At 70.7% G+C, this 20,270-nt stretch carries 18 protein-coding genes and 2 pseudogenes; 7 read left to right on the forward strand and 13 right to left on the reverse strand.

Going from position 1 to position 20,270, the window contains the following annotated elements:
* The first annotated feature begins 470 nt into the window (after window positions 1-470).
* On the forward strand, window positions 471-839 hold the full coding sequence (locus tag JR065_RS01920; RefSeq protein WP_206231637.1) for a MerC family mercury resistance protein: 369 nt from the start codon (window positions 471-473) through the stop codon (window positions 837-839).
* Between the two features lie 341 nt (window positions 840-1,180).
* Here the strand turns inward: JR065_RS01920 and JR065_RS01925 are convergent, their stop codons facing one another.
* The 3 genes from JR065_RS01925 to JR065_RS01935 all read right to left on the reverse strand — a co-directional run bounded on the left by JR065_RS01925 (window position 1,181) and on the right by JR065_RS01935 (window position 4,652).
* The gene (locus JR065_RS01925; RefSeq protein ID WP_206231638.1) at window positions 1,181-2,896 is read right to left on the reverse strand and encodes an ExeM/NucH family extracellular endonuclease; all 1,716 of its coding nucleotides are present in this window, start codon (window positions 2,894-2,896) and stop codon (window positions 1,181-1,183) included.
* Window positions 2,897-2,985: 89 nt separating this feature from the next.
* A complete protein-coding gene (locus JR065_RS01930) occupies window positions 2,986-3,504 on the reverse strand; it encodes a c-type cytochrome (protein WP_206231639.1) in 519 nt (172 codons plus the stop codon).
* Window positions 3,505-4,034: 530 nt separating this feature from the next.
* Complete coding sequence (locus tag JR065_RS01935; RefSeq protein ID WP_206231640.1) at window positions 4,035-4,652, reverse strand: TetR/AcrR family transcriptional regulator; 618 nt, start codon at window positions 4,650-4,652, stop codon at window positions 4,035-4,037.
* Window positions 4,653-4,787: 135 nt separating this feature from the next.
* Between JR065_RS01935 and JR065_RS01940 the strand changes: the two genes are divergently transcribed.
* The 5 genes and pseudogenes from JR065_RS01940 (at window position 4,788) to JR065_RS01955 (ending at window position 11,753) form a co-directional block, all read left to right on the forward strand.
* Window positions 4,788-5,951, forward strand: a complete 1,164-nt coding sequence (locus tag JR065_RS01940; RefSeq protein WP_206231641.1) for an isovaleryl-CoA dehydrogenase — start codon at window positions 4,788-4,790, stop codon at window positions 5,949-5,951.
* 114 nt (window positions 5,952-6,065) lie between these two features.
* Entirely contained in the window at window positions 6,066-7,676 is a 1,611-nt protein-coding gene (locus JR065_RS01945; protein ID WP_206231642.1) for a carboxyl transferase domain-containing protein, read from the forward strand.
* A 1,014-nt stretch (window positions 7,677-8,690) separates the two neighbouring features.
* Window positions 8,691-10,256 (forward strand): annotated as a pseudogene (locus JR065_RS01950) (acetyl-CoA carboxylase biotin carboxylase subunit); the annotation flags it as partial.
* 168 nt (window positions 10,257-10,424) lie between these two features.
* Window positions 10,425-10,694, forward strand: a pseudogene (locus JR065_RS21850) (acetyl-CoA carboxylase biotin carboxyl carrier protein subunit); the annotation flags it as partial.
* 288 nt (window positions 10,695-10,982) lie between these two features.
* Window positions 10,983-11,753: a DUF6065 family protein gene (locus JR065_RS01955; protein WP_206231643.1), complete on the forward strand. Its 771-nt coding sequence runs from the start codon at window positions 10,983-10,985 to the stop codon at window positions 11,751-11,753.
* 22 nt (window positions 11,754-11,775) lie between these two features.
* On the opposite strand, the gene JR065_RS01960 is transcribed toward JR065_RS01955, so the two are convergent.
* The 5 genes from JR065_RS01960 to chrA all read right to left on the reverse strand — a co-directional run bounded on the left by JR065_RS01960 (window position 11,776) and on the right by chrA (window position 15,471).
* Window positions 11,776-12,165, reverse strand: coding sequence for a hypothetical protein (locus JR065_RS01960; protein WP_206231644.1), 390 nt, complete (start codon window positions 12,163-12,165; stop codon window positions 11,776-11,778).
* Window positions 12,166-12,481: 316 nt separating this feature from the next.
* Window positions 12,482-12,979, reverse strand: coding sequence for a GNAT family N-acetyltransferase (locus tag JR065_RS01965; RefSeq protein ID WP_206231645.1), 498 nt, complete (start codon window positions 12,977-12,979; stop codon window positions 12,482-12,484).
* Window positions 12,969-13,385, reverse strand: a complete 417-nt coding sequence (locus JR065_RS01970; RefSeq protein WP_206231646.1) for a hypothetical protein — start codon at window positions 13,383-13,385, stop codon at window positions 12,969-12,971. The genes JR065_RS01965 and JR065_RS01970 overlap by 11 nt, the downstream gene beginning before the upstream one ends.
* Before the next feature lie 129 nt (window positions 13,386-13,514).
* A complete protein-coding gene (locus tag JR065_RS01975) occupies window positions 13,515-13,958 on the reverse strand; it encodes an excalibur calcium-binding domain-containing protein (protein ID WP_343237234.1) in 444 nt (147 codons plus the stop codon).
* A gap of 265 nt (window positions 13,959-14,223) precedes the next feature.
* The gene (gene chrA / locus JR065_RS01980) at window positions 14,224-15,471 is read right to left on the reverse strand and encodes a chromate efflux transporter (RefSeq protein ID WP_206231648.1); all 1,248 of its coding nucleotides are present in this window, start codon (window positions 15,469-15,471) and stop codon (window positions 14,224-14,226) included.
* Between the two features lie 729 nt (window positions 15,472-16,200).
* Here chrA and JR065_RS01985 point away from each other — a divergent pair.
* Complete coding sequence (locus JR065_RS01985; protein WP_206231649.1) at window positions 16,201-17,535, forward strand: hypothetical protein; 1,335 nt, start codon at window positions 16,201-16,203, stop codon at window positions 17,533-17,535.
* A gap of 345 nt (window positions 17,536-17,880) precedes the next feature.
* On the opposite strand, the gene JR065_RS01990 is transcribed toward JR065_RS01985, so the two are convergent.
* The 5 genes from JR065_RS01990 to JR065_RS02010 all read right to left on the reverse strand — a co-directional run bounded on the left by JR065_RS01990 (window position 17,881) and on the right by JR065_RS02010 (window position 20,252).
* Entirely contained in the window at window positions 17,881-18,147 is a 267-nt protein-coding gene (locus JR065_RS01990; RefSeq protein ID WP_206231650.1) for an SHOCT domain-containing protein, read from the reverse strand.
* Between the two features lie 49 nt (window positions 18,148-18,196).
* Window positions 18,197-18,700 carry a hypothetical protein gene (locus tag JR065_RS01995; protein ID WP_206231651.1) on the reverse strand — a complete coding sequence of 168 codons (504 nt, stop codon included), beginning with the start codon at window positions 18,698-18,700 and terminating at the stop codon, window positions 18,197-18,199.
* 136 nt (window positions 18,701-18,836) lie between these two features.
* Complete coding sequence (locus tag JR065_RS02000) at window positions 18,837-19,403, reverse strand: tetratricopeptide repeat protein (RefSeq protein WP_206231652.1); 567 nt, start codon at window positions 19,401-19,403, stop codon at window positions 18,837-18,839.
* Window positions 19,396-19,674, reverse strand: a complete 279-nt coding sequence (locus JR065_RS02005) for a hypothetical protein (protein WP_206231653.1) — start codon at window positions 19,672-19,674, stop codon at window positions 19,396-19,398. The genes JR065_RS02000 and JR065_RS02005 overlap by 8 nt, the downstream gene beginning before the upstream one ends.
* A 290-nt stretch (window positions 19,675-19,964) precedes the next feature.
* Window positions 19,965-20,252, reverse strand: coding sequence for a hypothetical protein (locus JR065_RS02010; protein WP_206231654.1), 288 nt, complete (start codon window positions 20,250-20,252; stop codon window positions 19,965-19,967).
* Between the last annotated feature and the right edge of the window lie 18 nt (window positions 20,253-20,270).

Genomic DNA, 20,270 nt, shown 5'->3' on the forward strand with positions numbered 1-20,270 from the left:
TCTCCCGAGGGGAGAAGGAACACGCTCTAGCCCCTCTCCCCCCGGGAGAGGGGTTGGGGTGAGGGTACGGAACGCCAGGCGTCTTGGCCGAGCCAGTGCGCGAAGCTCCGCCCGTACCCTCATCCGGCCCTTCGGGCCACCTTCTCCCGAGGGGAGAAGGAACACGCTCTAGCCCCTCTCCCCCCGGGAGAGGGGTTGGGGTGAGGGTACGGAACGCCAAGCGTCTTGGCCGAGCCAGTGCGCGAAGCTCGCCCGTACCCTCATCAGGCCCTTCGGGCCACCTTCTCCCCAAAGGGGGCCATGGTCCCGGAGGGGAGAAGGAACAACCGCACGCTCTAGCCACTCTCCCCGGAGAGTGGTTGGAGCGAGACAAGAAAGTCGAACCTCTTTCATCCGCCCCAACCGACCAGTCCATCCATGCATCGATAGAAATGTTATTATATAACATTCTCGCCACCCCCCCAATCGCCATGAAGACCCTCCCCAACGCCCTGTTCGACGCTTCGGCCGTGCTGCTCTCCAGCCTGTGCCTGCTGCACTGCCTGGCGTTGCCGCTGCTGGCCTCGATGCTGCCGCTGCTGGGGGTGTGGGCGCAGGCCGAATGGGTGCATGCGCTGTTCGTGGCGATCGCGCTGCCGCTGGCGGCGCTGGCGCTGTGGCGCGCACACCGGCGGCGGCCGTTGCCGTGGCCGCTGTGGACGATGGCGGCGCTGGGACTGGCCGGCCTGCTGGCCGGCGCGGCGGGTTTTCCCAGCGAACGCGCCGAGACCGGCGCCACCGTGGCCGGCAGCCTGTTGCTGGCCGGCGCGCACCTGTGGAACTGGCGCAGGCATCGGTAGGTATTGGCCGGGATTGAGGATTGGGGATTTGCAACGGCGGGCGCTCGGGCGCTGATCATGACCGGCCTGCGCTTCTACGATTCCCGAATCCTGGCCCACCAATCCCGACTCGGTAGCCGCGGACACTCAAGCCCAAGCAGCCGCAGCCCTTCGCTCCTGCGAATCGCCATCCCGATCAACCAATCCCGGCTCGGTAGCCGCGGGCACTCAAGCCCAAGCAGCCTCAGCCCTTCGCCCCTGCGAATCCCCATCCCGACCAACCAATCCCGGCTCGGTAGCAGCGAGCACTCAAGCCCAAGCAGCCGCAGCCCTTCACTCCTGCGAATCCTCAATCCCCTGCTCTAAAGCTCAAAACCCAGCAGCAACGGATCGTGATCGGAGCTGCGCCACGGGCCCGGCAAGTTGCGTTCGCGGTAGCCGGCGTCGTCGGGCAGGTCGGCGTTGACGTGCCACTCGGCCGCGCCGCGCAGGCGCTGCGCCAGCGCCGGACTCAGCAAGGCGTGGTCGAGGCGGCCGCTGTAGCCGCGGTAGACGAAGCTGTACGGCCGCGCGCCCCTGGCCTGCGCCAAGGCGTCGCGCCAGCCGGCTTCGCGCAGCAGGCGCAGCGGGTCCTCCATCGCGTAGGCGTTGAAGTCGCCGAGCAGCACCGTCAACGCGCTGCCGCTACCGGTGGGGTCGCTGCGCAGCCAGGCGTCCAGCCGCCGCGCCGACTCCCGCCGGGTGGCGTTCCAGCAACCCTGGCCATCGCCGCGGTCGGCGTCGTCGCCGCGCGCCTCGCTGCAGCCCTTGGACTTGAAATGGTTGGCGACCACGACGAACGGCTGCCCGCCTACGCGCCGGAACGCCTGCGCCAGCGGCACCCGGCTGTGCTCGGCGAACGGGCCGCCCTCCAGCACCGCCGGCCGGCCGACCGGGCTGACCCGGTTGGCGCGATAGATCAGGCCGACGCGGATCGGGTTGTCGCCCGGGCCGCGGCCGGCGTCGACGTAGCGCCAGGGCCCGGCACCGTCGGCATTGAGCGCGGCGACCAGCGTGGCGACCGCCGATTCGGCACCGTAGCCGTCGTTCTCCAGTTCCATCAGCGCGGCGACGTCGGCCTGCAGCGGGCGGATCGTGGCGACCAGCTTGGCCAGCTGCGCCTGCAGCTCGGCCGGCGAACGCGCGCCGCGCGGAGTCGGGAAGCCGCCGCCGCGGCCGTCGCCGTTGAACAGGTTCTCCAGGTTGAACGCGGCCACGCGCAGCGTGCCGGCCACCTGCGGCGGCGCCGGGCGCGCGGCGGCGGGCAGGCGCAGCGCCTCAGTCAGATACAGCCGCGGCACGCCGGCGGCGACCTCGACGATGCCCTCCACGCCCTGCAGCGCCGTGCCCACGTTCGGCGCCTGGGCACCGGCAAGGTAGGCTGGCGCGGCTGCGGCAGGTGCACCGGGCGTGGCCAGGCGCAGCGCGCGGCGCGCGTTGTCGGCGACCACCGCGGCCTGCTCGGCGCTGCCCGGCGCGGCGACCTCGCTGGGTTGCCACAGGCGTCCGCCGAACGCCACGCCCAGCTCGCCGGACTTGGCCAGCGCATCGGTGGTGGTGACCGTCAACGGCGCATCGATGCGCACGCGCATGCCCTGCAGCGCGCGCCAGTCGGCCGGCGGCGCGGTGAGCACCTGCAGCGGCAGCGCCTGCCGCTGCGCCAGGCGCTGGGTGGACTCGGCCTCGATCACGTTGCGCGACCCAGCGGGCGCGCCGGCGTCGCGCGCGGACAGCGTGCCGCGCACGCGTACCCGGTCGCCCGGCTGCAGGGCCGCCGCCTGCGCATCGGCGACGAAGATCGCGTCCGGCGTGGCGGCATCGCCATCGCCGCCGTCCTGGACGAAGAACCCGCCCTGGCTGGCGGCGAAGTTCGCGGTGACCACGCCTTCCAGCGTCGCCGTCCGCCCCGGTGGCAGCGCCTGCGCGTCGCGCCCGAGCAACTGGCCGATCGGCCGCGGCGCCGCGCCATCGGCGGCCGCCGGCAACGGCGACAGCGCGCACAGCGCGGCAAGCAGGGCGGCCAAGGGGGTAATGCGCATCGGCGACGACTCCGGGTTCGCCCGGCGCGCCGGGCAGGGAAACGAAAAACGCCGCCCGGGGGCGGCGTCGGACCTGCGCGGCGCGCAGCTTACTTCAGATTGGACAGCATCCAGTCGACCGTGGCGTGCACCTGTTCCTCGCTCAACGCCGGATTGCCGCCCTTCGGCGGCATGATGCCGCCGTCCGGGCCGGTGTAGCCCTCGATGGCGTGCTTGTACAGCGTCTCCTTGCCCTGCGCGATGCGCGCGTCCCAGTGCGCGCGGTCCAGCGTCGGCGCCTTGCCGACCCCGGTGGTATGGCAGGCGGTGCACAGGTTGTCGAAGATGGTCTTGCCGTCGGTGGTGCCGCCGTAGGCGACCTGCGAGGCGGCCTTGGCCGTCGCCGCCGCCTGCGCGGCGGCCTGCGCCGCGGCGCCGGTGCTGCCGGCATAGACCGCGCCGGACGGCGCGAGCCGCTCCTCGGTCCGCTTCTGCGCGACCGGCGAGACCTCCGGGGGGAGCGATCGATGCAAATAGGCCGCGAACACGATCAGGCCCAGGGTGATGACGACCAACAGGCCGATCACCATCGAGAACCGCTTGAGAAATTCGAGGTCGTAATTCCGCACATCACACCCCTTTGGCACGTGGTACCGACCACCGCTACGCGGCCGAGTATAGCCAGCGATCGCCGCGCGCGGCAGCCCGCATCGCGCCCGGACCGATCGGAAAAGCGTGCTGCGTTGCAGCAGCGGTGCCGCGCATCGCGACGGTTGGGCGTAGCCACGCCGCGCAAGTGCGTGCGCTTACCGTCGTGTCGTGCTGCGGCAGCGGACGAACATCCTCGCATCGGCCCGGCATTCGATGCGCTGGACGGGCGCGGGCCGGTCCCGGCTAGGGCCTGTTAACGCTATCGGGGTAGGCCACGCCGTGCTTGGGCGCGTGCGGGGCAAGAAAGAGGGAGGGCGCTTATGCCGATAAGCGACCGAGCGATGACGCCGCACCGTGCGCGCCCGAGCGCGGCCCTTCGGGTTGCCCTTTCCGGCGCCCAGGCGGCCGCGCGCGGCTTGGACAGGCGGCCAGCCTGCCGCGGCGCCACGCACGGCCGCCTGGGCGCCGGACATGACAACGTGGCCTATCCCGATAGCGTTAACAGGCCCTATGGCGCCGGCGACGCGCCCACCGCGCGCAGGCAGAAGCTGCAGATCGATTCGACCAGGCGTTCGCTGTCGCGCGGTCCGTCGCGGCTGGGCGCGGTCGGCCCGACCAGCGCCTCGGTATAGGCGCCGACCAGGCACGCGGCGGCCGCATCCAGGTCCTGTGCCGGGAATTCGCCGGTGGCCACGCCGTCGGCGAGCAGGCCCTTGAACACCTCGCCGAACAGCCGCCGGCAGCGGATGCGCTCGGCGTCCACCTCCGGCTCCACCGGCTCGGCGATGAACGCGTAGGCCAGCCCCGGCCCGGCCAGGGCGCGGCGCACGAACGAGGCGATCGCCCGGCGCAGGCGCTGCGCGGCCGGCGCCGGCTCGGCGGCGATGCCTTGCAGGATCCGGATCTCGTAGTCCACCGCGGCGGTCAGCACCTCGGCGAACAACTCGGCCTTGGACGGGAAGTGGCGGTAGATCAGCCCGGTGGACACCCCCGCTTCGGCCGCCACCGCGGTCACCGGCGCGCCGCGGAAGCCGCCGGCGGCGACCAGCCGCCGCGCTGCCAGCAGGATGCGCTGGCGGTTGCCGGCAAGGCGTTCTTCCATCAGCGCGGAGCGTTTGTAGGCCATGGACTGATTCTAGGTTCAATTAATGAATTATTGTTCACTTCTTTCCGGTTCCCGGCTACGCTGCCGCCATCGCACCGGGCGCCGACTCGATTCTAGGCGCCCCATCCGCCCCGCACGCCGCTTCTGGAGCCCGCCATGCTGATGCCTTCGCTGAATTTCGACCTGGGAGAGGACATCGACCTGCTGCGCGACACCGTGGCCGGCTTCGCCGCGCGCGAGATCGCGCCGCTGGCCGAACAGGCCGACCGCGACAACGCGTTTCCGACCCCGCTGTGGCGCAAGCTCGGCGAACAGGGCCTGCTCGGGCTGACCGTGGAGGACGCGTACGGCGGCAGCGGCATGGGCTACCTGGCGCACGTGGTGGCGATGGAGGAGATCTCGCGCGCGTCCGGCGCGATCGGCCTGTCCTACGGCGCGCACTCGAACCTGTGCGTGAACCAGCTGCGCAAGAACGGCAGCGACGCGCAGAAGGCGCGCTACCTGCCCAGGCTGTGCAGCGGCGAGCACGTCGGCGCGCTGGCGATGAGCGAGCCCGGCGCCGGCTCGGACGTGGTGTCGATGAAGCTGCGCGCCGAGCTGCGCGGCGACCGCTACGTGCTCAACGGCAACAAGATGTGGATCACCAACGGCCCGGACGCCGACGTGCTGGTGGTCTACGCCAAGACCGACCCGGCCGGCGGCGCGCGCGGCATCACCGCCTTCATCGTCGAGAAGGGCATGCCCGGCTTCAGCACCGCGCAGAAGCTGGACAAGCTCGGCATGCGCGGCTCCAACACCTGCGAGCTGGTGTTCCAGGACTGCGAGGTGCCGGCCGAGAACGTGCTCGGCAGCGTCGGCGGCGGCGTGCGCGTGCTGATGTCGGGCCTGGACTACGAGCGCCTGGTGCTGTCCGGCGGCCCGCTGGGGCTGATGGCCGCGGCGATGGACGTGGTGATGCCGTACGTGCACGAACGCCGCCAGTTCGGCGAGGCGATCGGCAGCTTCCAGCTGATCCAGGGCAAGCTGGCCGACATGTACGTGGGCCTGAACGCATGCCGCGCCTACGTCTATGCCGTGGCGCGGGCCTGCGACGCCGGCCGCACCACGCGCCAGGACGCGGCCGGCGCGATCCTCTACGCCGCCGAGAAGGCGACCTGGCTCACCGGCCAGGCGATCCAGGTGCTCGGCGGCAACGGCTACATCAACGACTATCCGACCGGACGCCTGTGGCGCGACGCCAAGCTGTACGAGATCGGCGCCGGCACCTCGGAGATCCGGCGCATGCTGATCGGCCGCGAGCTGTTCGAGCGGACCAAGTGATGCCATGCGCTTCGTGTAGGAGCGGCTTCAGCCGCGACACACGCTCCCGGTAAAGCGTCGCAGCTGAAGCTGCCCCTGCACGGAATATCTTTTCCTCCTTTCGACGGCCCCGCCATGAGCGTGATCCAGACCCAGTTGCACCCCGGCAGCAACGCCTTCGCCGCCAACGCCGCGGCGCTGCGCGCGGTGGTCGACGACCTGCGGCAGACCCAGGCGCGCATCGCCCAGGGCGGCAGCGAAGCGGCGCGCGCCAAGCACCAGGCGCGCGGCAAGCTGCTGGCGCGCGAGCGCATCGACGCATTGCTCGATCCCGGCAGCGCGTTCCTGGAGATCGCCCCGCTCGCCGCGCTGGGCATGTACGCCGACGAGGTGCCGTGCGCCGGCGTGGTCGCCGGCATCGGCCGCGTGTCGGGCGTGGAATGCGTGATCGTGGCCAACGACGCCACGGTCAAGGGCGGCACCTACTATCCGATGACGGTGAAGAAGCACCTGCGCGCGCAGGAGATCGCGCAGCAGAACCGGCTGCCGTGCATCTACCTGGTCGATTCCGGCGGCGCGTTCCTGCCGCTGCAGGACGAGGTGTTCCCCGACCGCGACCATTTCGGCCGCATCTTCTATAACCAGGCCAACCTATCGGCGCAGGGCATCGCGCAGATCGCCTGCGTGATGGGCTCGTGCACCGCCGGCGGCGCCTACGTGCCGGCGATGAGCGAGGAGACGGTGATCGTGCGCGAGCAGGGCACCATCTTCCTCGGCGGCCCGCCGCTGGTGAAGGCGGCCACCGGCGAGGAAGTCAGCGCCGAGGAGCTGGGCGGCGCCGACGTGCACACGCGCATTTCCGGCGTGGCCGACCATTTCGCCGACAACGACCTGCAGGCGCTGGCGCGGGTGCGCGCGATCGTGGCCCAGCTCAACTGGCGCAAGCCGCCGCCGGCGCTGGCGCTGCGCGAACCGGAGCCGCCGCTGTACCCGGCCGAGGAACTGTACGGCGTGATCCCGGCCGATCCGCGCAAGCCGTTCGACGTGCGCGAGGTGATCGCGCGGCTGGTGGACGGCTCGCGCCTGGACGAATTCAAGCCGCGCTACGGCGCCACCCTGGTCACCGGCTTCGCGCACCTGCATGGCTATCCGGTGGGCATCGTCGCCAACAACGGCATCCTGTTCTCCGAGTCCGCGCTCAAGGGCGCGCACTTCATCGAGCTGTGCGCGCAGCGCGGCATTCCGCTGCTGTTCCTGCAGAACATCACCGGCTTCATGGTCGGGCGCAAGTACGAGCACGGCGGCATCGCCAAGGACGGCGCCAAGCTGGTGATGGCGGTGGCGTGCGCCAAGGTGCCCAAGTTCACGGTGGTGATCGGGGGCTCGTTCGGCGCCGGCAACTACGGCATGTGCGGCCGCGCCTATTCGCCCAATTTCCTGTGGATGTGGCCGAACGCGCGCATCGGGGTGATGGGCGGTGAGCAGGCGGCGAGCGTGCTGGCGACGGTGCGCCGCGACGGCATCGAGGCCAAGGGTGGCGCCTGGTCGGCCGAGGAGGAACTCGCGTTCAAGACGCCGGTCCGCGAGCAGTTCGAGCGCCAGGGCCACCCGTACTACGCCAGCGCGCGGCTGTGGGACGACGGCATCATCGATCCGGCGCAGACGCGGCAGGTGCTGGCGCTGGCACTGTCGGCATCGCTGAACGCGCCGGCGGAACCGACCCGGTTCGGGGTGTTCCGGATGTGAGCGGCACGATGCACCAGCACCGCTTCCGTACGCTCCACGCCGCACGCGCAACTGCCGGCGCCACTGCCGTTGCAGTCGCAGCTGCTGCTTCTGCTGGCTTCGCTATCGCTGCTTTTGCTTTTGCTTTTGCTTTTGCTGTTGCCGTTGCCGTGCTCTGGCTTTTGCTCTACAGGGTCCCATCCGCAGCGGCGGCTACGTCGGGGAAGAACCCCGCAGGGGCGGCGCACAGGGATGTGCGCCGTTCGCGGCAGGGGCAGGATGCCCCTTCCGCGAATCCCCGGTGTAGACGCGGACCTGGAGCGCGCAGCGCGGAAGGCGCGAGGACGGGCGTGCTTTCTTTTGGTTACTTTTCTTTGCACGAGCAAAGAAAAGTAACCCGCGTTAGCGGAAGCTCTTGCTCTTGCTGTTGCTGTTGCTCCGCAATACCCACCAAAGCCAAGCCAAAGCACATGCAAAAGCAAAGCTTTCGCCTTGCGGCGAGTTACTTTTCTTTGCTTGTGCAAAGAAAAGTAACCAAAAGAAAGCACACCCTACTCCGCGCCCTCCGCGCTGCGCGCTCCGGGTCCGCGAATAGGCCGGGATTCGCGTACGGGGCATCCTGCCCCTTTCGCGAACGGCGCACATCCATGTGCGCCGCCCCTTCGGGGTTTTTCCCGGCCTATTCGCCGCTGCGTAAGGGACCTAAAAAGTCAAAAGCAAGAGAAGCAACAGCAACAGCAACGGCAATGGCAATGGCTACGGCGGCGCCATCAGACCTCAGAGTAGAAACGACAGCTCCAATGCCGCCTTCAACAACGGTCACCATGGGGAGCGCGCGGTTCAATGCTTGGCCAACCGAGGCGGCTGTCACCACCACCGGCGCGATAGCAATCGCTGGACCGATGTCCCCGTTTCGATTGCGCTCGCAACGCCAGCGTAGCCTTCGCGGCCGCGCCCGACGTACGTCGAGATTTCCCAGCGGCCGATCCGGCGCCATGCACATTCCTCACCGCAGCACTTCCGCAGGCAACTGACATGGCCACAGCCGACATGCCGATGTTCGACAAGATCCTGATCGCCAATCGCGGCGAGATCGCCTGCCGGGTGATCGCCACCTGCCGCGCGCTCGGCATCGCCACCGTCGCGGTCTACTCCGACGCCGACCGCGACGCGCGCCACGTGCGCCTGGCCGACGAAGCCGTGCACATCGGCGCCGCGCCCGCGCGCGACAGCTACCTGCGCGGCGAGCGCATCCTCGATGCCGCGCTGGCCACCGGCGCGCAGGCAATCCATCCCGGCTACGGCTTCCTGTCCGAGAACGCGGACTTCGCCGAGGCCTGCGCCGCGCGTGGCGTGGCGTTCATCGGCCCGCCGGCCGCCGCGATCCGCGCGATGGGCGACAAAAGCGCGGCCAAGGCGCTGATGCAGGCCGCCGGCGTGCCGCTGACGCCGGGCTACCACGGCGAGCGCCAGGATCCGCAGTTCCTGCGCGAACAGGCCGATGCGATCGGCTATCCGGTGCTGATCAAGGCCAGCGCCGGCGGCGGCGGCAAGGGCATGCGCCGGGTCGAGCGCAGCGGGGATTTCGTTGAGGCGCTGGCCTCGTGCCAGCGCGAGGCGCAGTCGGCGTTCGGCAACGCGCACGTGCTGGTGGAGAAATACGTCGAGCGTCCGCGGCATATCGAGATCCAGGTGTTCGCCGACACGCACGGCGAGCTGGTGTACCTGTTCGAGCGCGACTGCTCGGTGCAGCGGCGCCACCAGAAGGTGTTGGAGGAAGCGCCGGCACCGGGCATCAGCCAGGCGCGCCGCGCGGCGATGGGACAGGCCGCGGTGGAGGCGGCGCGCGCGGTGGGCTATGTCGGCGCCGGCACGGTGGAGTTCATCGTCGCGCCCGACGGCGCGTTCTATTTCATGGAAATGAACACGCGCCTGCAGGTGGAACACCCGGTCACCGAGCTGATCACCGGCACCGACCTGGTCGAGTGGCAATTGCGCGTCGCCGCCGGCCAGCCGCTGCCGCGCCGACAGCCGCAACTGGCCATCCATGGCCACGCGATCGAGGCGCGGCTGTACGCGGAAGATCCCGCGCGCGGTTTCCTGCCGTCGACCGGCACGCTGCAGCATCTGCGCCTGCCTGCGGCCGATGCGCATGTGCGGGTGGATGCGGGCGTGGAGCAGGGCGACGCGATCAGCGCCCACTACGACCCGATGATCGCCAAGCTGATCGTCTGGGACGAAACCCGCGAGCGCGCGCTGCGGCGCATGCGCCAGGCGCTGGCGGCGTGCCAGGTGGTCGGCGTCGCCACCAACGCCGGCTTCTTGCATACGCTGGTGGGCACCGCCTCGTTCGCCCAGGCCGATCTGGACACCGCGCTGATCGAGCGCGAACACGCCGCGCTGTTCGGGCAGCAGGCGCCGACCGACGCTGCATTGTGGTCGCTGGCGGCGCTGGCCTGGCTGCTGCGCGAGGCGCCCACCGTGGCGCAGCCCCACGACCCGCAGTCGCCCTGGGATCGGCGCGACGGCTGGCGGCTGCAGGGCCGCGCGCCGCGCATCCTGGTGCTGGAGCATCGCGGCGAACGGCGCAGCCTGCTGGCCAGCGCGACGCCGACGGGATGGCGCCTGGCCGATGGCGCAACGTCCATCGCCGTGCAGGGCAGCTTGCGCGACGGGCGGCTGCAGGCGCATGTCGGCGAACGCCGCCTGCATGGCGAGGCGGTGTTCGCCGGCGCGCGCCTGCACCTGTTCGCCGAGGGCACCGCGCAGGCGTTCGAGGTGCACGATCCGGTGGCCGATGCCGACCAGGCGGACGCACCCGCCGGCGGGCTGACCGCGCCGATGCCGGGCCGCGTCGTCGCCCTGCTGGTCGCGCCCGGGACGCGCGTGGCGCGCGGCGCGCCGCTGCTGGTGCTGGAGGCGATGAAGATGGAACACAGCCTGCAGGCCCCGGACGACGGCGTGGTGCAGGGCTACCGCGTGCGCGAAGGCGAACTGGTCGGCGACGGCGCCACGCTGGTGGATTTCGAGGCCGGATGAGGCACGTGCGCTGCGCGGCGGCGGCGCGATAGCGGCCTCCTGGTCAAGGAGCATCGCAACCCGCGCAACCGGCTGCCGGTCGCCAATGCGCGCCTGACCCGGCCGCGGACGCGGCGCTGGACAACGCGCAGCTGCACGCACCGCCGGCGCGACCGAACGCCGTGGCGTGGACGTGCGGCTGGCGCAAGCCGGCGGCCATGCAGCGGCACCGCCGCCGGCGTGCCGCCCTCTCCCCTCGCCGGCGCCGACGCGTCACACTCGGCGCACGCTTCCACCGATGCCACTGCGATGAAACTCACCGCCCACGTACTCGACGGCCACACCCTGGACGTGCGCCCCGCCCCGCGCGAGCGCCCGTGGATGGATCGCACCGAACAGCGTTACGCCTACCGCTGCCTGCCGCTGGACATGGCCAACGCGCACGGCTGGGAACTGCTGTGCCAGAGCGCGTTCGAAGCCGAGTGGCACGGCGGCAACACGCTTGAGGACGTGCGCGTGGAGGCCGCGCCCGGCGCGCACCCGCCGGCGGTCAGCCACTTCGGCTACGGCATCCTCACCTTCCACGTGCCGTGCCTGTTCCGCACCGAGCCGGGCGTGGAGCTGTACGTCACCGCGCCGATCAACCGGCCCAAGGACGGCATCGCCGGGCTCACCGGACTGATCGAGACCGACTGGAGCCCGTACGCGTTCACGATGAACTGGCAGTTCACCCGCCCCGGACGCGTGCGCTTCGAAGCCGGCGAGCCGTTCTGCCATTTCTTCCCGGTGCAGCGCCGGGTGCTGGCCGAGACCGAGCCGCGCTGGCAACCGCTGTCGCAGACGCCGGCGCTGCAACGCGAGCACCACGCGTGGATGCACAGCCGCGGCCAGTTCCTGCGCGAGCTGGCCGATCCGGCCTCCACGGCGTCGCGCGAAGGCTGGCAGCGCAGCTACTTCCGCGGTCCGGCACCGGGGCAATGCCCGGCCGGCGCCGAACACCGGGTCAAGCTGCGCCTGCCGATGTTCACCCGCGCGCAGCCCGACGATGCGCCGCCGGGCGATTCCGTACCGGAGGAGTAGCGCCACGCGCGGCGCACGCGGATCAGCGCCGCGACGGCCCGTGCCGATGCCGCGCCTGGGTGGAGATGCGGAACACGCCGAACGCCAGCACCAGGCCGAGCACCCCGGCGACGCCCTGCGCCCAGTCGAACACGCGCGGGGCCAGGCCGCCGGCTTCGTGGCCCCACAGGTTAAGTACCACCAATGCCACCGCCGCCACGACCAGGCCCACGCCGAACCACACGCGGTTGGCGCCGATGGCATAGAACAGGAACGGCACGCCCAGGCCGGCCAGGAAATGCACCGGGAAGAAATACACCCCGCCGTACGGCCGCACCAGATACCAGATGATCGTGGCGAACACCGCGACGAAAACGAAGAAACCCAGCGCCAGCGCGCGGGTCCTGTTCGGGGGAAGCGTGGATTCGGTCATGGGGGCACCTGCAGACGGATCCCGGACCCTACCCAAGCGCAGGTCATGGTGCGGTCAAGGCGGCGTTGCCGTATCGGTGGCGACGTCGCGTTGCATCATCCGCATTGGGGACCCGCAGGGTTTCCATTGCCTCGGCAGCACAGCCGGGTGCGATCGACGATCCATCGCGCCGCGCTTTGCATCGCTTGCCTACGTCGCCTGAACCGGCAATGCCGGTCTTGATCAGCTGGCGATACGCACGCAGTCGGGCCGTAGCGTTCGTCCATCCACTGCACGACCCAGCGGCAAGACGCGCGGCGCGTGCGCCGCATCCGCCTCAAACGACGTCGAGCCGCTTGTCCATCAGCGCATAGCCGGGCCGTGCCGCATAGCCGCGACGCGCGTAGAAGCCCTGCGCCGCCGCGTTGTCGCGCGCCACCTGCAGCGCGACCTGGGTGTAGCCCCAGCGCCTGAAGTCGGCCTCGGCCGCGTGCAGCAGGCGTTCGCCGATACCGGCACCGCGCTGCGACGGCAGCACGAACAGCTCGTCGATCTCCGCGGTCAGCCCAAGGTACTCCAGGCTGAACACGCGCACCGCGAGCAGGTAGCCGACCGCTGCACCGGCATCGAAGGCGATCCAGCCGGCGCCGAGCGCCGGATCGGACAACAGCCGTACCAGCTGCACGCCGACGCGTTCGTGCGCGAACCCCTCGATCGCCTCGAAGGCCCAGTACGCCTGCACCAGCGGCAGCAGCGCCGGCACGTCGCCGGCGGCGGCCTGTCGCAACGTCCGCGCATCGTGCGCCTCGCCGCGCACCTGGCGGCTAGTCGGCATGGGCGAACGCGAGCGTGCCGTGGCCATCGGGCCACCACACTTCGCCCCGCTCCGAACTGACGTTGAAGAAGCCCACGCCGTGCCTGCCGGCCAGCGCGAACGCGGTTGCGTACGCGCCTTGCGCCTGCGACCACGCGAACGCCGCAAAGATGAGCGTGCGGCCGATGCTGTAGTCGGTGGCGCGCATGGCGGCCTCGTCGACGTCGTCCGCGGCGAGCGGACCGTTCATCGGCGCAAACGAAGCGGCGATGTCCAGGAACCACGCGCGCAGCGGCGCCGAGGTCACCGCCGGATCGTCGTAGTCGTGCGGCTCGCCCCACTCGGTCTGGGTCTCGTACCAGGCCAGGAACTGCGCCCGCTCGCGGGGTGCCGCATCCACGTCGAACACCATCAGGTCGTAGCTCATCCTGTCTTCCCTGTCGTGGCGAGTGCGTCCGTGGCGATTGTGTGGGCGCCCGCGCAGCCGCGTCAACGCCGCCGCATCCGCCGCGTGCTTCACCTCATGGCATGCGTACCGGGGTTCGCAGCGCGTGCGCTAGCGGCACCACTGGCGTTCGCAGGGCACGCCGTCGCGGTTGCCGTCCATCTGCGCGCCGGGACAGTGCGCAAGGAAATGGCGCGCCTCCGCGCACGACGTCATCTGCGTGCAACGGGTGCGGCCATCGCAACGGAAGCTTCGCCCGGCGGGCGCATCGGCCCTGACCGCGGCCGGCGGCGGCGCGGCGGGCGGGTGCGGTCGCAAGGCCAGGTACGCATACACGGCGATCGCCAGCACCAATGCCGACACCAGCAACAGCCGGGCCACACGCCGGCGCGGCGCCGTGGCCGCGTGCGCAAGGTCCGCGGCACGGCGCCCCGGACGCGCCACCCGCAACGCGCGCGGGGTGCCGTCGCCGTCGGCGACGATCTCGAACGAGAGCAGTTCTCCGATGCGCGGGCGCGGGCCATCGGCCGGAAACGCGTAGGCGTGCACGGCCACTTCCTCGCCGCCGGCGCTCGGGCGTATGCCGCCGCATCCATGTTCCTCGTTCCAGCTGACCAGCGTGCCGTGCGTTCGCATTGGAAACCGGGGGCTGCGCGAGAGCCGCTCACGCTCGACTACAGCAACGCCGTATCGGCGGCGCAGCGGCCAGCGACGGCTGCACTGCGCCGTTGCGCGTGCGCCCGATGGATCGCATCGCGATCCGCTACTTCGCAGCTGCCGGACCGAAGCCGCGCGCCACAGCGCGCTGCCGGCGCACCGCTCAGGCGGCCAGACCGCCGAGGTAGCGCAGGCCCAGCGTCGCCAGCACGCACCAGCACGCCGCCCACAGCGCAGGACGGCGCAGCAGGCCCATCAGCGCCAGGCCCACGACCACGATCGCCACGTCGCCGGCCGAGCGCACGCCTTCGCGCCACAGCGGGTCGTACAGGACCGCCACCAGCAGCCCCACCACCGCGGCGTTGACGCCGGCCATCGCCGAGGCGAAGCGCGGCCGCCGCGCCAACGCGCGCCAGGCCGGCAGCGCCGCGAGCAGGATCAGCATGCCCGGCGCGAACATCGCCAGCAGCGCCAGCGCCGACGCCCAGCCGGGCGCGATGCCCACGCCCGCGTCGGCCCCCAGGTACGCAGCCAGCGAGAACATCGGTCCCGGCATCGCCTGCGCCGCGCCGTAGCCGGCGAGGAAGGTGTCGGCCCCGATCCAGCCGGTGGCGACCAGTTCGCGTTCCAGCAGCGGCAACACCACGTGTCCGCCGCCGAACACCAGCGCACCGGCGCGATAGAACGCCGCGGCGAGCGTGGCGGGCGCGGCCGCGTCCGTCGCCGTCGCCGTCGCCCGCAGCGTCAGCAGCGCCGCCGCCAGCCCGACGGCGTACAGCGCCGCGCACAGCCACGCCACGCCAGGGCGGTAGCGCACCGGCATCGCCTGGTCGGGCGCCGGCGCCGGCGGTACGCACCACCATGCGCCCAGCGCGGCACCCAGCACGATCGCCAGCGGCTGGCTCCAGCCGCCTTCGACCATCCACACCCAGCCGCAGGCCGCGGCGGCGAGCACCGCGCGGCGCAGGTCCGGCACCAGCGCGCGCGCCATCGCGTACACGCCGTGCGCCACCACCACCAGCGCCAGCAGCTTGAGCGCGTGCAGCACCGCATCGCCCAACGGATGCCCCAGCCAGCGCGGCGCCGACAGCGCCAGCGCGAACATCGCCAGCGCCGACGGCAGGGTGAAGCCGAAGAACGCGGCCAGCGCCCCGCGCCAGCCGGCGCGCTGCAGGCCGATCGCGAAACCCAGCTGGCTGCTGGTGGGCCCCGGCAGCACCTGGCATATCGACAGCAACTGCGCGAACGCGGCATCGTCCAGCCATGCGCGGCGGCGCACGAACTCCTCGCGGAAATAGCCCACGTGCGCGAGCGGGCCGCCGAAGCTGCTCAGCCCCAGGCGCAGGAACACGCGCAACACCTCGCCACTGCGTCCGGGCGCGCGCAGCGGCGAGTCGTCGGAATCGGGCACGTGGGGTTTCCTGCGGGCGAAGGGCGGCGCGCCGATTCTGCCAGGACCCGGCGACCGGCGTTACCGCGCCGCGCCGGCAGCGCTGCATAGGGCATGCGGGGCGAAACTGCGATGCGCATCCACGCAACCGTCACGCGCGCGCCGCGCGGCCGCACGCAGGTACGCCTGCAGGTGTATCCGCCGCAACTGTCTACTGCTTGCGCCGAGGCAATGAGCTAGAGTCGAACGCGTCGAGGCAACGCTTCCGGTGGCGCGACATCCGCGCACCGAAGCGACCGACGCACCACCGTGGCATGCGCGCAGCGCCGCAAGCGCCGCGCCGATCTGCATCCGTCCCCCGATGCACCTCGCCACCCTGACGCGCCCCCCCTGCGCCCGACGTCACCTGCATCCATTCCCGCAGTTGCCTTCACCCGCCGGCCAGGAGAGCGACATGGACACCTCGAGCGCATAACCGCCCCGCCGTTTCACGGTGACGCGCCTTCCACGCACACACGACATGCGCTTGCGCGTGCGGTGCCGTGCGTCCGCTGCCAGCGTCCGCGCGGCCATGCCGCCGGCGACGACACGCGGTACCAATAAACATCTTCTGCCTCTGCGGCGCGCACCGTGCCGCAGGCGCGGTCGTGGCCGGTCCGGGGCCGGAGTCGTCCGGACGCCGCCGCACGCGGCGCTGCGCCGCGTGGATCGACGTATCCCACAGGACGTACCCAACACGGGGAGTAGACCATGCACCTGCCTCGCATCGGCACCATCGCCGCACTGGCGCTGGCCGCCGTCACCGCGCGCGCCGAGACCTTTCCGGACTACGGCTATGCGCCGCCGGACGGCTACACCGGCCCCACCTTCCAGCTCAGCCAGGACTATCCGCAGCGGCCGCCCAGCGGCACGCCGCCAGCGTTCTTCAAACTGCTGCCGAGCCGGCTGAGCAACGACTTCGAGACCTGGCGCGCCTACACCGACGCGGTGAAGGCCTATTGCCTGGAAGGCAACGTGGAGGCCGACTGGTACGTGCAGAACAACCGCGTCCGGCGCTGGTACCACGCGCCGTGGCAGCACTATGGCCCGTTCGGGCGCGAAGGCGTGCACGGCCTGACCAAGGAAGCGCAGATCCAGGTCAAGCAGCTGGCGCCGACCCAGCTCGCCTCCGGGCAGACCTTCGCGGTGGGCATCTACAACGACATCGGCGGCTATACCTTCGGCCAGGCCTGGAAGAACCCGCAGGATCCCGACCCATCGGTGACCTCCAAGCCGAACGGCTTCCGCGACGGCACCGTGGTGTGCAAGGCGCTGTTCGCCGACATCGACCGCAGCCAGGTGCCGTTCCTGCGCAACCCGGTGCTGTGGACCGCCTACCTCACCGACAGCTTCACCTCGGCCAACCGCAAGCTCAAGCAGGTCGCGCTGATCCAGATGGACTTCGCCGTGCGCGATAGCCGCGTGCCCGGTACCGGCTGGATCTTCGGCACCTTCCAGTACAACGGCACGGTCAGCCCCAGGCCCGGCTGGCAGAACCTGGTGCCGGTGGGCGTGATGTGGGGTAACGACCCGCAGAACACCGGCGACAGCTACACCAACAAGCAGCCGACGGTGACCCGCATCAACCCGCAGATCCTGCAGTCGGCGATCAACGCCAGGCCCGAGCTGCCGCCCACCCACCTGGGCTGGAACGGCCGCCTGAACGGACCGGTGGACAACCCGGTGAGCGCCTGCATGAGTTGCCACCTCACCGCCGAATCGCCGCAGCTTTCCCCGCTCAATCCCACCTTCCAGGCCGCCGACAAGATCCCGCCGGTGGGCTCGAAGGAATGGATGCGCTGGTTCCAGAACAGCGCGGCCGGCACGCCGTTCGATGCCGGCGCCAAGAGCACCGATTTCAGCCTGCAGCTGTCCGGCGGCATCGCCAACTTCTACGAGTGGAAGTGCACCCAGGACGGCGTGTTCGCCGGCGGCCGCAACCTGTGCCAGCAGAACGCGACGCAGCTGAAACTGCTGCGCTCCACCGCCGCGCCGCCGAAGGTGTATCCGGTCCAGCGCGACAAGGGCAAGGAACAGTTGGAGTAGCGCCAGGCGCGAAGGAACGCGGGGCCGGAAGCGCGTTCCGGCCCCGCATCTCCGCACGTCATCGCATCGCGATCGGCACGATGCGGCGCAGGCGGCGCGCCGCGCCTCGGCCGTTGCTCCTCTCGCGCTACGGTGCCGATCGGCTTCTCTGCGGACCGATGCAGGCTTCGGACATCTTTGGATCCACCGCGCAACGGCCTGCGCATCGAACGCCCGATGGGCGCAGCGCAAGCGCACGATCGCAAGCGGCCCCGGTCGCGGTTCCGGTGCCGCGCGGTGCCGTACGCATTTGACGCAACGCCGCACCGCAGCGACTACGCTGGCACGGCGATGCCACCGGCCGCGTCAGTGCCTGGCCAGGATCGCCGAGCGCCGCTGCTGGTACTGCTCTTCGGTGATCGCGCCGTGCGCCTTCAACCGGTCCACTTCGGCAAGATCCGCCTGCCGTGCCGATCCGCCCACGCCTGGCACGGTACCGCCGAAGGCCACGCCCGCGTCTTCGCCGCTGCGGCTGCGCAGCGCCGCGCGCGTGATCAGAAACACCACCAATGCCACCGGCACCAGGAACACCAGCAGCACCACCAACCAGTGATAATTGCCTGTATCGCCCATCGCCCCTCCTCCTGCCTTCAGTCGACGCAGCGCGCCGGAACGGTCGGATCTACCGGCTTGCGTCCGAAGGTCCGGTCCGAAGCCAGGTCCCCGTATGCCAGGAAAGCGCCGCGCAGGCAAGGAGCGTGCGGACATGGCGGCCGGATGCCTGTACATGCCCTCCGCCGCCGCGTTCACCGCGCTTGGCCGAACCCGCTGCGATAGGCGGCCAGGATTTATCGATACGCGCCGCGGCAAACGCCCCCATGCAGGCCGGGCATGCACCGTTCGCCAGCGCCGGCGCCTGCCGCGCGGCCGTCGTGTAGTCGCAGGACGCGGCGGCAAAATCGCGCCGGCATTGTTGCGCAGCGACAAGCGGTTGCGCAGCGTCCGGGGCGCGCACGTGCTCGAGCGTGCGCTGGAATTTCGTCGCCAGTTGCGCATCGGCTTGGTCGGCAACATGGCACAGCTGCGCCATGTTGCTGGCGCCGGCTTCGCAATCGCCGGCGTGCGCTGGCGATGCCGGAACCAGTGCGGGCAGCGCCGCGGCGCTCAAGACGAGCGCATCCTTCAAGCGCGATGCGCGCAATGTCTTCGGACCCTCTGGATTGCCGCATCGCGACGGTGAAGCACTGTCGGCAGCGAACACCCGACGCACAACCTGTGCCTCCGTGCATGGCCGCATTGCCAGCCGCATCGTCGGCAGAACGTCAGATCCCGGCCGTCGGGAACTGCTGCGCCAGCGCCTGCGCCCATTGCAGCGCCTCCGGGCGGATCGCCTTGCACCCCAACGCCGCGCGCAGATGCCGACGGGCGATCGGCAACGAGCGGCGCACGCCGTGCCCGCCCAGATGCAGCCTGGCCAGTTCCACCGCCGCTTCGCCATCGCCCAGCGCCGCCGCGCGCCGGTACCACTCCACCATCAACCGCCTGTGGCCCCTGTCGCGGTAGATCAGGGCGATGTTGCATGCGGCCGCCGCATCGCCCTGGCGACAGGCAAGGCGGTACCAGTACAGCGCCTTGGCCTTGTCCACAGGCGTGCCGATGCCGGCGTCGTGGAAATAGCCCAGGTCCAGCTGGCACCCCGCCACGCCGGCGGACGCGCCTAGCTGGAACAGGTGGAACGCCCGCTGCAGCTGCCCCGCCCTCCACGCCGCGTGCGCGTCGCGCTCCACGTCCGCGTGCGCGCGGGTCCACAGCCCGGACGGCGCCGCGCTGGTGGAGGGCCTGCGCACCGGGAACGGCGGCTCGCTCATCGCGCCTGCGGCATCACGCATCGCCGTCCTGCGGATGCGCCGCGAACCAGCGCTCGGAATGGACCTGCTCGCCCGCGGCATCCAACGCCGCGCGCAACGCCTGCAGCGGGATCTGCACCGGCGTGGCGCCGGCCTGCAGCTGTACCCACAGCGACTCGTCGCGCGCGTCGGCCAGGATCGTCAGCAACGGCTGCGCACGGCCATCGATGTCCGCCGACAGCTCCAGCTGCATGCCGCCCTCGGCGCCGGACGACCATTGCCTGCTCAGCGCGGGACGTGCGACGGCGTCCATACAAGACCTTAATTGCGTGCGGATGAAGCGCGCATCGTAGCTTGGGCAGAAGGCGCAGCGTACCTGCGTCCTGCGGTTTTCCGTTGGTAACGCACCGATGAAAGCCGCTGCGTAGACCCTCCACGCTTCTCTATCCGTTCCAATACGGCGGATTCCTGTACGTGAGTTATGCCGCATGGCGAGGCGGCCAGGCTTCAACGCGTGCTGCGTGCCATCGCCCGACCGGCGCGCCGCGGGATTGAAGCGCGCAAGAGCACGGACGCCAAACAGCCGCCGCATCGCGGGCGCCACTATTTGGCCCGGAGTACCACGGCCACATAGGACACCAAGCAGCCCGCCAGCCCAGCCAGCATCCGGAACTCCCATCCGGGCGGCCCCCCGCGTGTCCAGAGCGCATAACCGAACACCGCAACACCGAATGTCAACGCGACCCTGTTGGCCTCTTGCAATAGATCCGCAGGCGAAGCGTGGCCGAGATTCTCGGAAAACAGTCCCAGATAGCGCGGACTGGCCACGGTTCCCAGATAACCGACTGCCGCGATGAGCGCCCAACTTATCAATTCAGCCAGCTGTGTCACGGCGACCTATTCCCCCAT

Origin of the sequence: Xanthomonas sp. (assembly GCF_017163755.1) — a bacterium.
Classification (GTDB): domain Bacteria; phylum Pseudomonadota; class Gammaproteobacteria; order Xanthomonadales; family Xanthomonadaceae; genus Xanthomonas_A.